Genomic DNA, 14239 nt, shown 5'->3' with positions numbered 1-14239 from the left:
TAAGAAAACTCCTATTATATTCTGTCTTAAGTAAAAAAATGATATAAACAAAAAAACTGCGAACATTATTTCGCAGCTTCTTATTACGGATGAAATAATAGGAGTTTACCAGTTTGACTAATGCAACGGTGTGTCTTATCAAGTGCACCAATTACTGAAAGTTTTTCTTTACCAATATCTTTTGCTTCTAAGTCAGAATTAGCTTCAAATTGTTCGTCGACAATTGATTCTCCACTTTTTTCAAAAGCAGTAATTCGATATGTTCCCATGTTCTAGTCCTCCCCTTAAATAGTTGCTATATTACTATTTTGGCATATATTGAAAAGGCATGTAAAGTAATAATTTGAATTGTAAAAAGATTCTGCGATAAGTTAAAGTTCTGAAATACAATCTTTCATAGCAAGTTCTTGAGAATTGTTAGAATATGTCTTAATTTTTGTATGATCATTGTTGGGATAAGTAGCTATTTTAACGTATAATAGGATAAGTAAAACGACTAATACATAAATTGATTTTCCTTTTTCTTATTTTGGAGAAAATGGTTTTCCAAAATATTTTAAGCTATTTATACAATTTGTTCATTTTGTTTAGTATGGCGAAGGAAGCATATACATAGTGGAGGTACTTATGGATAAAAAAGTATATGATCATGAAGTTGGCGAACGTTTTGTGACGTTTTTATTTGTTAAAGCAGCTACTAAAGGTGTAGCAAGTAATCAAAAATCCTTTTTATCATTAACTTTACAAGATCAAAGTGGAGATATAGAGGCGAAGCTTTGGGATATTACTACAGAGCAAGAAGCAGCCTATGCAGAGGGAACAGTTGTAAAAGTTGAAGGTGAGCTACACGATTATAGAGGGAAGCTTCAGCTTAAATTACGCCAAATTCGTCCAGTAAAAGACACAGACGAAGTAAATCCAGAAGACTTTTTTGCGAGAGCACCAGTTTCGAAAGAAGTATTGTATGAGAAAATTACTTCTTACATCAATAATATGACGAATGAAAAACTTAAGAAACTAACTGAACATCTAGTATTAAAAAATCAAGAAGAATTCCTTGATTTTCCGGCAGCAACTAAGAATCATCATGAATTTGTTTCTGGATTAGCTTATCATGTTTTTTGTATGCTGCAATTAGGTGAATCGATAGCGAATTTATATCCTTCGCTTAATAAAGATTTACTATACGCTGGAATTATATTGCATGATTTAGGCAAAGTAAGAGAGTTATCGGGTCCGGTTTCAACAAAATATACTGTTGAAGGTAATTTACTAGGCCATATTTCACTAATGGCAATTGAAATTGGTAATGCCTCGATTGAATTAGGAATTGAGGGAGAAGAAGTTACTGTACTTCAGCATCTTATTTTAAGCCATCATGGTAAGTATGAATATGGTAGTCCAAAGCTACCTTTAATTAAAGAAGCGGAAATATTACATTATATTGACAATATTGATGCGAAAATGAATATGTTAGATCGTGCGCTTGAAAGAGTTGAACCAGGTGAATATACTGAGCGCATTTTCCCACTAGAAAATCGTAGTTTTTATAAACCAAAATTTTAAAATAATCATACTTTCTCCTTAATAGCCATATAATGAAGCAAATGCTTGTCTACTAAGGAGGAAAATCAATGCCAATCTTACCATTTTGGATGTATATTGTGATATTAGGAATTTTTGTTAGTGGATTTATGGTACTATACACCTCTAAACAAGAAAGAGACGCAGATGAAGCTTTCATCGAAAAAGAGGGAGAAATTTACTTACAACGAATTAAAGAGGAACGAGAAAGAAGAGAGCAGTTACTTATTAACTCTGAGATTTCTTCAAATTAAAAAACCTGCCATTATGGCAGGTTTTTTTTTATGATTTTTTATCTTGGCTTTCTAAATCTTTGTCTTTAACTTTAAATTTAGCTTTTTTAAGAAGTTCATCTGAAAATGCAGCGAAGTTATCTTGGCTTAATTTAGTCTCAGCAATTTTTGAACGAGCGTCTTTTTCGTTAGCAGTCTTTTTACCAGTTAATTTAATGATATGGTATCCAAATTGTGATTTAACTGGTTTGCTAATTTCTCCAACTTTTAGAGCGTATGCAGCTGATTCAAATTCAGCTACCATAGCACCTTCTCCAAAATAGCCTAAATCTCCACCTTTATCTTTTGAACCAGTGTCAGTAGAATATTTTTTTGCTTCTTGTGCAAAATCTGCACCATTCGCTAAGTCTGTTTCTACTTTATTAGCTGTAGCTTCATCTTTTACTAAAATATGACTAGCTCTAATTTCAGGTTTATATTTTGCAATCTCAGCTTGTGTAACTGAAGCTTCAGCAGCTTTTTCAGTTAATAAATCAACTTTAACGCGATCTTTAAATGCTGCTTCATCTTTAAATCCGTATTGAGCTAAGAATGCTTTAAATTGGTCACCATTTTGTGTTTTATACTCATTGAATTTTTTATCAACGTCTTTATCGCTAACTTTGAAGTTTTTCTTTAAATAATCTTCAATAGCCATTTGCTTAAGCATTGCTAATCCTGCTGTATCCTTCATTTTGTCATATAAATCTTTTGAAGTGATATCTCCCGCATTAGATGTAGCAACTACATCATTACTAATACCAGCTGAACCACATGCCGCTAGTCCGAATACTGAGGTAGCTAAAACTGCAGATACGATTATCTTTTTCATTTAAACATCTCCTAATAATAATTTAAATTGTTTTTTATAAAAAAAAATTTACTTATTTAAGTATGGAGCATAAATCTTAATTTTTCCTGTATTTAGACATACCTTTTACTGGAAATTACTTCACTAAATATAACATATTTTTCTACAATGTGACAAAGTTTATCCAAAAAAAGAATAATTTGGAATGTTTTTTAATAAAAAATTAATCAAATTAAAGGAATCTTGAACTAGTTTTAAATAAAAAATAGGTATTTATGAGAGCAAGGTTAAGTGATGAGACTGAAGAAATACGAAAAAATTTTAATAAAACTTTATTAAATTACTTTTCCCATAACCTACCAATATAATGTATTTATTTTATAAAAATTAGCTAGTCAACCGTGACATTCGCCCAATCATTTAAGGCATTCGTCTATATATTATTAAGAATTACTTTAGGGGGGTTGGAAAAATGGAAGGGAAAGCATCGCGTGAATTTATTTTAATTGTGATCCTATTTATTTTACTAATCATTATTGGGTGTTCATGTCTATAGTACAAATCTTCGAAAATGAAGGTTAATTATACATTTGCCCAGACCATTTTTTACTACACGCATAAGATAAGATATGTAGCTAAAGGAGGTGTGAATGATGGGCGTAGGATTCCATGGTGGAGGATTTGCGTTAATCGTTGTATTGTTCATCTTATTAATTATCGTAGGAGCAGCTTGCATCTAATTTGTAAATAAGACAATTATTCAACCGGAGGTATTGTACCTCCGGTTGAGTTTTTATTACAGATATATAAAATAGATACCTTTGTACATAATTAGAAAATAGAAATCGTAATAAATTGGACTAAGTTAGAGGAATAACTAGAGGTTTTTATGTGAAGTTTTTAACAAAAATGGTTGAAATAAAAAGCGGAAGGATTTTTCATCTTGCCCCGCTTCTATTTGAGTTTATTAAACAACTACAAGGACAATCAACTCGTAATTGTAACAATTTAAGAAGATATTAAGGTTTTTTTATTAAACGGTTATCTTCTTCGATAAATTCTTTATCTATGTTACCTAAAGTTGTTTCAAAAATATCCATGAAATCTTTTCCGTAAATATTACGTAAGATAGCCATAATTTCCATATTTTCTGGGAATTTACCATAAAATTCTTTTAATGGCAGAGTACCTTGGAAAACTGAATTTGTTTCTGGATCAAATTCTCCTAGTATTTCTAATAGCATATTCTTACCTTTTTCTGTTAATTCAATATAAGTATTTCGCTTATCTTCTACTTTCTTAGAAAACACTAATAAACCACGCTCTTCAAGCTTTTTCGAAAAATTAAAAGCTGTAGATACGTGCATTACACCAAACTTAGCAATTTCAGAAATAGAGGCACCCTTTAAGTGGAAGGCGATCATTAAAATATGATGTTCATTGATATTTAAATCATAGGGCTTAATCCATTGTTGCCAGTCTTTCTCAACTGACTTCCATAATGCTTTAGAAATTTGGGCAATTCTTTGACTAAAAATCAAAGCTTCTTTCATTGTGTATAATTTTTGTTCAGTTTTCATCAATTCACCTTCTTTTCTATTTAACTATCTATTTATTATTATGCCAATAATATGTGAAGAAATAAAGAACTTTTAGTTAGAATTTTTAAAAATTTTCACAAAGTCATTGATAAAATTCTACAATTTTATATTATAATTAAGTGTTAGGCTTTAAAAAAGATATGCTCATATAATATTTTTAGCGAAAATACAGAGGGCTTGTCGAAAAAATATTATTAGTAATATAGTAAATATATAATATTAATCTTCAAAAATATAGTGTAAAATGCAGAACTTAGCTGGAATATAAATGTAAAAACAAAAACAGGAGAAAATAAAACTCCTGTTTTTGTTTTTATTTGGATTTATTTTATTATTTTTTAATAATGTTATTATGAATCGATTTTGCGATTTCTTGGAGCGTTTCATTTGTGTATTGATTTTGGTTTGATTGCCATTTTACATCAAATCCATCATTTTTTCCGTATCGTGGTAAAATATGCATATGATAATGAAATACAGTTTGTCCTGAAACTTCACCACTATTATTTATGATGTTGACCCCTTGAACATTAAATGCTTCTTTCATTGCATTTGCAATTAACGGTACTTTACGAAAGTATGTACTTGCTGTGTCTTCACTCATTTCGAATATGTTCTCAGTATGATCTTTTGGAATGACTAATGTATGACCTTTTGTAACTTGACTTAAATCTAAAAAAGCTAACACATCATCATCCTCATATACTTTCGAAGCTGGAATGCTTCCTTCTACAATTTTGCAAAAAATACAATTAGAATCATGCACCATTTTTATTACATCCTTTCACTTTTTTTCCTTATTTTAACATAGGCGTTGGTTTATTGGTAAATGTGGCTAATAAAATCATGACAAAAAAAGAACAAGAAGCAACCTACGTTGCTTCTTGATGAAGGGGAAAGAATTTAGAAAATTGGTTAATAAGTTAAATTGTCTTTAACAGACACCTCATTTGCTTTAATGTTCAATTAATTTGGTACACCTATAAGAATAAATATATATGCTCTGGTAGAGACACCTCATTTACAAATTGGTATACTAAAAACCTTTGATATAAGTGATATTGTTCAAGCGTACCATCTCCTTTGATGTTTTCACTGCTGTTTATACAACGATGTTTTATCTTTAGAGATATTTTCACTTCAACAGTTATCTAACACAGGTTTGAACGCAAATTAAATTCCCTTTAACACACACCTCATTTTCAAGTGTTTGAATTAAGAAAGAGTGTATTGCTTTCCCTTCATAGATTATAATGCCCTTTTGAAAAAATAGTATGCAGCAAGTATGAAAAAATTTTAGAAATTAGTTTTTTTAAAAGATAAAAGGCAAGCCAGGGGATTTGATTATTTATAATAGAAGAAAGTAGTTAAAAAAGAGGAGCATCATTATTATGGATGTAAGAAGTCTAAAGACTCAACAGAAACGCTAAAAGAGGATCAGGTCATCTAAATATTTAGTAAGCGAAAATGCTGTAATGTAAATCAACTTCATTTTTTTGAAAAATATTGCTAATTAATTGATGAGTTCTTTTTTCAACAAAATGAACAAGGAGCAACTTTAGTTGCTCCTTGATGAAGGGGAAAGAATTTAGAATATAGGTTAATAAGTTAAATTGTCTTTAACAGACACCTCATTTGCTTTAATGTTCAATAAATTGGTACACCTATAAATAAATTATATGTTCTGCTCGAGACACCTCATTTACAAATTGGTATACTAATGCCCTTTGGTTTTATAGATATCGTTCAAGCTTACCATCTCCTTTGAATTTAGCACTGCTGTATATGACAACGATGTTAATCAATGGAGATACCTCATTTCACTTAAACAAATATCAGACTTAGGTTTGAACGCAAATTAAACTTCCTTTAACACACACCTCATTTCAAATTTTGAATTAAGAAAGTGTGTTGCTTTCCCTTCAAGAATTAGAATACCCTTAACGTAAAATAGTATTCAAAAAAAGAAGGATTTTTTTTGAGTGTTCCATAAATATGATAATAAGGCAGTTATGTTTATTATTTGATACAATACATTCTATAGGAAAAGTACATATGAAAGGATTTGTAAAAGAATGACATTATTACATGTAAAAGATGTCTCGGGTGGATATACACGTCAACCAGTCATTAAAGATGTCTCGTTTACGATTAATAAAAATGAGCTTGTTGGACTGATTGGTTTAAATGGTGCTGGTAAAAGTACAACAATAAAACATATTTTAGGACTCTTGAAGCCCTTAAAAGGTGAAATATTAGTTAATGGACAATCATTTGATAAAGATCCAACTACATACCGTGCAAATTTATCATATGTTCCAGAGACACCGATGATCTATGAGGAATTAACTTTACAGGAGCATCTTGAAATTACAGCTTTAGCTTATAATATTCCTGAAAAGGATTTTAAAAAACGTAGTGAAATGTTATTAAAAACATTTAGACTATATGAAAAAAGAAAATATTTTCCGTCTACATTCTCAAAAGGGATGAAACAAAAGGTAATGATTATTTGTGCCCTTATTGTTCAACCGCAGTTATATATAATCGATGAACCATTTTTAGGATTGGATCCAATTGCTATTAATGACTTACTTGAGATATTAAAAGAGGAAAAAGAAAAAGGAGCAGGCATATTGATGTCTACTCATATTTTATCGACTGCTCAAATTTATTGTGATTCATTTATTATTTTGCATGAGGGAGTAATTATTGCAAAAGGTACATTAGCAGAACTACAAAATCAATATAAAATGCCAAATGCTTCATTAGATGAAATTTATATTTTTGCTACAAAGGAAAGAGAAATATGAGTACGATAAAGGAATTATGGCTAGCACGATTTCGAAGCTTCATGAAAGAAATGGGCAGATATGGTCGTTATATTTTTAATGATCATATAAAATTTGTGCTTGTTTTTGCTTTTGGCGGAGGCGCATATTATTATCAAGAAATGCTAAAAACAATCTCTCCAGACTTTCCAGTCATTTTGGTCATTTCAATTATTTTTGGTTTTCTTGTTGTAACAGGTCAAATAACAACTTTTTTTAAAGGGCCTGATTTACACTATTTATTACCTTTAGAAAAAAAGATGAAAAGTTATTTTATTCGTTCCTTTTTCATTACTTACATTGTTCAAATTTATTTAATGTTAATGATGTTAGGGGTAATTTATCCAATTTATAAGAAGTTTTTACTAGGGGAAACTACAAGTTTTATCGTATTTATGGTAATCATTTTCTTATTAAAGGGATATAATCTTTTCGTTTCATTTTTACATATTTCAAATAGCGGTGTTTTAAATCGAACTTTTGATTATTGTTTAAGATTAATCGGCACTTTCTTATTTATTTACGGTTTATTAACTAAGTGGAGTAGTTTAATCCTTTTAATAATCATCGTTATTTTAGCAGCCTATGCATTATATATCCAAATTGGTAGTAAAAATAAAAGAGTACAATGGGAAAGAAATGTAAGACTCGATACTTCGAGATTAGCTACTTTCTATCGATTTGCGAATATGTTTACAGATGTACCATCCATTCAACAACAAGTTAAACGAAGAAAATGGGCAGATCCAATTATAAATAAAATTCGAGTAAAAAATGCAGCAAACTATCTTTTAGTCCGTACATTTATTCGAAATGGTAACTATTTAAGCATGTTTATAAGACAGGTTTTCGTAGGTGGATTTGTAGTTTACTTAGTACCAACTATTGTGGGAAAGGTATTAATAGGAATTTTATTTCTTTATGTAATCTCACTTCAGAATATATCAATTTTGGGACAATATAACTATCATTTATTGTGGAAAATTTATCCTTATACAAATGAAGAAAATAAAAAATCTATTTCAACGCTTTTGTATATACTACTGATAATATGTAGTGTTGTTTTTAGTTTAATCGTATTAATAAAAGTCGCATCAATTTTAAATTTTATTATTGCGATCGTTGTATATACTTTATTTTCAATGTGGTTAATTAAATTTTATGTACAAAAGAGATTGAGTCAACCACAAAAATTGTAAAGGGTGGACAAAATGGATTCTTATGAACTTCGTATTCAGTATGAATTATCTAGATGGAAACAAAAAGTAATGGCCGAATCAAGTATCTTCCAAACATCTGCAAAAAAGGTTCAATTAAAAATTCAATCATTATTGCCAGAGCAAATTCAAGACTTGTTTACGAAAGCCGTTAAAAACATGATGGTATTATTTATGGGTGGATCGACGGTTTTTAACGGTTCAGGCGAAGAATATGAGGCATTATCTCTTAGAGAACGAGATTTAATGCTAGATAAGAAAATGAACGAATATAAAAAGATTTCAGCAGTTGAAGGAGCAGGAACTGGAGCAGGTGGACTATTGCTAGGTCTTGCTGATTTTCCACTATTATTAGGAATAAAAATTAGATTTTTAGTTGAGGCAGCCAAAATATATGGGTACTCACCGAAAGATGAACTTGAACGCCAATTCATGCTTTACATTTTTCAACTTGCTTTTTCAAGTGATAATCATCGAAAGAAAGTTTTTCAAATCATCGAAAAGTGGGAAGACAAAATCGACGAAAATCCACAAGTCAATTGGGAACAATTACAACAAGAGTATCGAGATCATATCGATTTAGCTAAACTCCTACAATTGGTACCCGTAATTGGAGCACCAGTTGGAGCATATGTAAATTATCAATTACTTGAGCAATTAGGCGAAACTGCCAAAAATGCTTATCGTTTAAGGTATATGAACAAGAAAGAAGAGCTTTTCTAAGGTCTACATATAAAAAAGGAGAACTATAAAAGTTCTCCTTTTTTTTTGCTGTTGAACATAGTTTTTTTTGAGTAAGATCTTTTTCAATAACATGCTGTGTCCATACTTATGAACCCCTTATGAGTAAGAAAACTAGAGCATTTAGCTATATTATTAACTCATGAACTCCATTTAAGTAAGAAATTTCTTCATCTTACTGTTGTTCTAACTCATGAACTGATCATGTGTAAGTAATTTGCATTTTTTAAATTTGGTGTATGTTGTATTTCACCACGCAAAAAAGGAGAACTTCAAAAGTTCTCCTCAATTCTTAATTTTGTTCAACTAATTTTTGTGATTGCTTTAATGAAGCTAGTGTCACAGAGCCTAGTGTTTTTGCTGCAATTAGCATAGCTTTTTCGTCAAAATCAAATTTAGGATGGTGATGAGGGTAAGCTTCTGTAACGTGAGGAGGCTTTGCTCCTGTGAAGAAGAATGTTCCTGGAACCTTTTGTAAATAGTAGGCAAAATCTTCTCCACCCATTTTAGGGTCCATTTCTTTTAGGTTAGTTACTTCTTCGATTTTGTCAGCGACAGTAACAAGTAGGTCAGTTTCTTTTTCGTGATTTACTACTGGCGGGTAGCCATCATCGTACTGAAATTCGTATGTAACGTCATTAGCTAGACAAATACCTTTTATGATTCTAGCCATTTGTTCCTTCACTTTTTCTTGTGTATCCTTTTTGAATGTTCGTACAGTTCCTACTAAAGTTGCTCGATTGGCAATTACATTAAAAGCGTTTTTTGCTTCGAAACTACCGATAGATAAAACAACTGTGTCAATTGGATTGGATTCACGGCTAACAACTTGTTGAAGTGCCATTACTAGTTGGCTAGCAATTACGATACTATCTTTAGTTCGGTGGGGTTCGGCACCATGACCGCCTTGACCTTGGATTGTGATTGAAAAACGATCAGCTGCTGCCATGATCGGGCCTTTTCGATAACCGATTGTTCCTAATTCTTCGATAGCCCAAATATGAGTTCCATAAACCTCGTCTACACCATCTAGACAGCCATCAGCAATCATCGAAATTGCTCCGCCTGGTGCGTATTCTTCAGCATGTTGATGAAGTAAAACGACTGTGCCGTCCCAAGAGTCTTTTTTCTCGTGAAGTGCTTTTGCTAAATATAGTAATGTAGCTGTATGACCATCGTGACCACATGCATGCATAACTCCAGGTACTTTTGAGGAATAAGGTACGTTTTTCTCATCCTGAATAGGTAAAGCATCGAAATCAGCTCTTAAAGCAATTGTTTTTCCAGGGCTTCTTCCATTAATTGTTGCAACAATTCCATTTCCACCAACATTTGATTTAAATGGAATATTTAATTGTTTATAGAAGTTTTGAATAAATTTAGCCGTTTCAAATTCTTTAAAAGAAAGCTCGGGATTTTCATGTAGATATCTACGAGTAGATACCATTTCTGGATAATATGAATCTAATAATGTAAATAAATCTGACATTTTTTCACCCTCCTACTTACTATCTATATAACCTATTCAAGAAATGTAGTTGATATCCTTCAAAATTATCTCCAATTAGGAGATGACGAAAAATGTATTTCCAAGGAAATATGCATCGAAAAAAAGGAAATAATGACTTATTCGTGGGAATATATGGATATACTATTACTTATATGGTAAGAGAATGAAGGTGAAATCATTGAAAAAATGGGGATATGTAGCAATAGGACTATTAAGTGTCCTGCTGATTAGTTTTATAGGATTCTTACTAATAGTCTTTTTAGGTAATTATGTAATAGATGAGGATAAACTAGTCGTCCATTCATCATCTGAAATGGTAGATTTAGAGGGGAATTTTGTCTCAAAGTTATATAATGAAAACCATCAAATTGTTTCAATTAATGATATACCTGACTATACAAAACAAGCGGTAGTTTCAATTGAAGATGAACGATTCTACAAGCACCATGGAATTGATACACAGTCAATTTTTCGAGCGATCGTAAACGATATAAAATCATTTAGTAAAGTTCAAGGTGCAAGTACACTTACGCAACAGCTTGCAAAGAATGTATTTTTGACGAACGACAAAACATATATGCGAAAAACGAAGGAAGTAATTATTGCAATTAATTTAGAAAGAAAATATACAAAAGATCAAATACTAGAAATGTATTTAAATCAAGTTTATTTTGGACATGGGGTTTATGGTATTGGTGGAGCAGCGAAATACTATTTCGGAAAAGACGTTAAAAATTTAACGATTGAAGAAAGTGCGTCATTAGCAGCGCTATTAAAAGCACCATCGCATTATGATCCTGTCACTCAGCCAACGCGATCTCTAGAGCGTAGGAATCTTGTTCTTTATAAGATGCTAGATACGCACTACATTACGGATTCTGAATACAAGAAAGCAATAAGTATACCATCAGTATTACATATCACCGAGCAAAAATTTGAAAATGGCTATGCTACTTATATTGATATGGTTATAAAAGAGGCAAAAGAAAAGTATGGAATTTCTTATGACGAGCTTTTAAATGGTGGGTACAAAGTAGTTGTACCGATTCATAAAAAGACCCAATTAACTGCTTATAAATATTTTAAAAATGGAAACTATTTTCCTGGTACAGATCAAAATGCTGAGGGAGCATTCATCTTAATCAACGCTGAAACAGGTGGTGTAGAGGCAGCCATAGGAGGAAGAAATTATTATTTTCAAGGCTTGAATCGAATAAACGTAAAAAGACAACCTGGTTCAACGATGAAGCCATTACTAGTTTATTCCCCAGCGCTTGAAACGGGAAACTACAATCCGTATTCCTTATTGCCAAATGAGCAAAGTGCACTAGGAGACTATAAACCTAAAAATTATAATGGAGTATACTCGAAAACGATTTCGATGTTTGACGCATTAATACAATCCGCAAATGTGCCCGCAGTTTGGTTATTAAATGATATTGGAATTGATTATGCGAAAGAGTATTTAAAGAAAATGGATTTGAATATTCCTGACAAAGGTTTAAGTATGGCTCTTGGCGGTCTAAAGAATGGTTTAACGCCATTAGAGCTGGTTAAAGCATACAGCGCACTTGATCATGAAGGGGATGCATTAGAGCCTTTTGTTATTAATGCAATTTACGATCGCAATAATGAATTAGTCGGAGAAGCTAAAATTAAAGAATATAAAGTTTTTTCATCTCAAACCTCTTGGTATATGACAAAAATGCTAAAAGGTGTTGTTAATGAAGGGACTGCAAGTAGAGGTAGTTTTTCTGGTGATTTAGCAGGGAAAACTGGTTCCACTAATATTCCTGGTCAAACGAATGGAAATAAAGATGCTTGGTTTGTAGGATATACACCTGATGTAGTTGGAGCAATTTGGATGGGGTACGATAAAACGGATTCAACCCATTACTTAAGAAATGGAAGCACATATCCAACTATATTATTTAAAAAGATTTTAAGTGAAGCTGGAAGAGAACCAAATAAGAAATTTAAAAAACCAAAAAATATAGATGATTTAGATTCACCAATAAATTTAGAGCCTATTTCAAATGTTCAATCGAAAGTATCATTCTCTCCATTTGGATTATTCACTGTCGTCCTTAATTGGAACGCACCAACTGATCATAGACAACAATATCGAATTTATCGTGTGAAAAATGGAAAAGAGAAATTGATAGATACTGTTACAGGATTAGATCAATATAAAGACACCTTTGTAAACGTGTTTAATGTACCTTCTTATTACGTAGTACCGTACAATCCTCAAACAAAAGAAGAAGGTAAGAGGTCTAAACTTGTCACACCAAACATAAGAAATAAGGAATAGACATTTATTAAGGCTCTCCTTCTTATCGTATGATTTGAAGGGGAGTTTTTTATGTAAATAAGGTATCTATTTTTTTACGTCTTTCTCTTGATGTCTAATCCCTTAATTCTGAATTTTAAATTCGATATTTTAGTTATATTTTGATATAATTTTTAATGGGAAAAGTCTGGTAGTAAATTAGACCTATTAATTGATAAAAAATGTAAAAAGAGTGAACATTATGTGTCAAAATTCGAGTTTTCTATACAATTAATGGTTCAATCAGTATATTTAATAGTAGAGTTTGGAAAAGTGAAAGGGAGACTTTGAAGGATGAAAAAAGATTTTAACGATACATTTCTAAAAGCTGTTAGAGGAGAAGAAGTAACACATACACCAGTTTGGTATATGAGACAAGCAGGTCGTTCTCAGCCAGAATATCGAAAAATTAAAGAGAAATATTCTTTATTTGAAATTACTCATCAACCTGAATTATGTGCATATGTAACAGCGCTTCCAGTTGATCAATATAACGTTGATGCAGCTATTTTGTATAAAGATATCATGTCGCCACTTCCTGCTATTGGAGTCGATGTTGAAATTCAATCAGGAGTAGGACCGGTAATTAGCAATCCAATTCGTTCTTTAGAAGATGTAAAAAAGTTAACTGATATTCATCCAGAAGAGCAACTACCTTATATCTATGAGACGATTAAATTATTAACAACAGAGGTTCTTTCTGTACCATTAATTGGATTTGCAGGCGCACCTTTTACAGTTGCAAGCTATATGATCGAAGGAAGACCATCAAGAAGCTATAATAAAACTAAATCGTTTATGTATGCAGAGTCAGAAGCTTGGTTCGCTCTTATGGATCATTTAGCTGATATGACGATCAAATACGTGAAAGCACAAGTTAAAGCGGGAGCAAGTGCGATTCAATTATTTGATTCATGGGTTGGTGCATTAAATGCTAGCGACTATCGCATTTATATTAAACCTTGTATGGATAAAATATTTGCAGCTCTTAAAGAGGATAATATTCCTACTACTATGTTTGGAATTGGCGCAAGTCATTTAATCCATGAATGGAATTCATTGCCTGTAGATGTAATTGGATTAGATTGGAGAACGTCTATTTCTGAGGCTCGTTCTTTAGGTGTTACGAAAACACTTCAAGGTAATTTAGATCCTGCATTCTTATTAGCTCCATGGGAAGTAATTGAGGCACGTGCAAAGGAAATTTTAGATGAAGGTATGGCAAACCCGGGACATATTTTTAACTTAGGACATGGGGTATTCCCAGAAGTTAATCCTGATACTCTTAAACGATTAACAAGTTTTGTACATGAGTATTCATCTAGAGTTAAAGCTTAATA

The 14239-nt window shown here is 31.6% G+C and carries 14 protein-coding genes; 9 read left to right on the top strand and 5 right to left on the bottom strand.

Features of this window, described 5'->3' with window-relative positions; all coding sequences use genetic code 11:
- Positions 1-83 precede the first annotated feature (83 nt).
- A complete protein-coding gene (locus CN601_RS14550; RefSeq protein ID WP_098117177.1) occupies positions 84-269 on the bottom strand; it encodes a YhzD family protein in 186 nt (61 codons plus the stop codon).
- Between the two features lie 358 nt (positions 270-627).
- Between CN601_RS14550 and yhaM the strand changes: the two genes are divergently transcribed.
- Both yhaM and CN601_RS14540 read left to right on the top strand, forming a co-directional pair.
- The gene (gene yhaM, locus CN601_RS14545; RefSeq protein WP_098171430.1) at positions 628-1566 is read left to right on the top strand and encodes a 3'-5' exoribonuclease YhaM; all 939 of its coding nucleotides are present in this window, start codon (positions 628-630) and stop codon (positions 1564-1566) included.
- 68 nt (positions 1567-1634) lie between these two features.
- A complete protein-coding gene (locus CN601_RS14540) occupies positions 1635-1838 on the top strand; it encodes a sporulation YhaL family protein (RefSeq protein ID WP_056472082.1) in 204 nt (67 codons plus the stop codon).
- 28 nt (positions 1839-1866) lie between these two features.
- Here CN601_RS14540 and CN601_RS14535 read toward each other — a convergent pair whose 3' ends face one another.
- The gene (locus CN601_RS14535) at positions 1867-2688 is read right to left on the bottom strand and encodes a peptidylprolyl isomerase (RefSeq protein WP_098117179.1); all 822 of its coding nucleotides are present in this window, start codon (positions 2686-2688) and stop codon (positions 1867-1869) included.
- A 451-nt stretch (positions 2689-3139) separates the two neighbouring features.
- Between CN601_RS14535 and CN601_RS14530 the strand changes: the two genes are divergently transcribed.
- Positions 3140-3223 carry a YjcZ family sporulation protein gene (locus tag CN601_RS14530; protein ID WP_098117180.1) on the top strand — a complete coding sequence of 28 codons (84 nt, stop codon included), beginning with the start codon at positions 3140-3142 and terminating at the stop codon, positions 3221-3223.
- Positions 3224-3317: 94 nt separating this feature from the next.
- Complete coding sequence (locus tag CN601_RS14525; protein WP_097973758.1) at positions 3318-3407, top strand: YjcZ family sporulation protein; 90 nt, start codon at positions 3318-3320, stop codon at positions 3405-3407.
- A 279-nt stretch (positions 3408-3686) separates the two neighbouring features.
- Here the strand turns inward: CN601_RS14525 and CN601_RS14520 are convergent, their stop codons facing one another.
- Complete coding sequence (locus tag CN601_RS14520) at positions 3687-4247, bottom strand: HTH-type transcriptional regulator Hpr (RefSeq protein WP_056472088.1); 561 nt, start codon at positions 4245-4247, stop codon at positions 3687-3689.
- 352 nt (positions 4248-4599) lie between these two features.
- Positions 4600-5037 carry an HIT family protein gene (locus tag CN601_RS14515; RefSeq protein ID WP_098171429.1) on the bottom strand — a complete coding sequence of 146 codons (438 nt, stop codon included), beginning with the start codon at positions 5035-5037 and terminating at the stop codon, positions 4600-4602.
- Positions 5038-6343: 1306 nt separating this feature from the next.
- Between CN601_RS14515 and CN601_RS14510 the strand changes: the two genes are divergently transcribed.
- The 3 genes from CN601_RS14510 to CN601_RS14500 are packed head-to-tail and all read left to right on the top strand — an operon-like array spanning position 6344 to position 9039.
- Positions 6344-7081, top strand: a complete 738-nt coding sequence (locus CN601_RS14510; RefSeq protein WP_098117182.1) for an ABC transporter ATP-binding protein — start codon at positions 6344-6346, stop codon at positions 7079-7081.
- Positions 7078-8298 carry an ABC transporter permease gene (locus CN601_RS14505; protein ID WP_098171428.1) on the top strand — a complete coding sequence of 407 codons (1221 nt, stop codon included), beginning with the start codon at positions 7078-7080 and terminating at the stop codon, positions 8296-8298. Before CN601_RS14510 ends, CN601_RS14505 begins: the two co-directional genes overlap by 4 nt.
- A gap of 12 nt (positions 8299-8310) precedes the next feature.
- Positions 8311-9039 (top strand): EcsC family protein, encoded by a 729-nt coding sequence (locus tag CN601_RS14500; RefSeq protein ID WP_098171427.1) that lies wholly within the window; start codon positions 8311-8313, stop codon positions 9037-9039.
- Positions 9040-9349: 310 nt separating this feature from the next.
- Here CN601_RS14500 and CN601_RS14495 read toward each other — a convergent pair whose 3' ends face one another.
- The gene (locus tag CN601_RS14495; protein WP_098171426.1) at positions 9350-10546 is read right to left on the bottom strand and encodes a M20 family metallopeptidase; all 1197 of its coding nucleotides are present in this window, start codon (positions 10544-10546) and stop codon (positions 9350-9352) included.
- A 184-nt stretch (positions 10547-10730) separates the two neighbouring features.
- Here CN601_RS14495 and CN601_RS14490 point away from each other — a divergent pair, with 184 nt between their 5' ends.
- Both CN601_RS14490 and hemE read left to right on the top strand, forming a co-directional pair.
- Positions 10731-12881 (top strand): transglycosylase domain-containing protein, encoded by a 2151-nt coding sequence (locus tag CN601_RS14490; RefSeq protein WP_098171425.1) that lies wholly within the window; start codon positions 10731-10733, stop codon positions 12879-12881.
- A 312-nt stretch (positions 12882-13193) separates the two neighbouring features.
- Positions 13194-14237: a uroporphyrinogen decarboxylase gene (gene hemE, locus CN601_RS14485; protein ID WP_098171424.1), complete on the top strand. Its 1044-nt coding sequence runs from the start codon at positions 13194-13196 to the stop codon at positions 14235-14237.
- Positions 14238-14239 lie beyond the last annotated feature (2 nt).

The organism is Bacillus sp. AFS017336 (genome assembly GCF_002555445.1).
Taxonomy (GTDB): domain Bacteria; phylum Bacillota; class Bacilli; order Bacillales; family Bacillaceae_G; genus Gottfriedia.
Note: the sequence above shows the minus strand (reverse complement) of the source record. Positions and strands in the feature narration are given on the sequence as shown.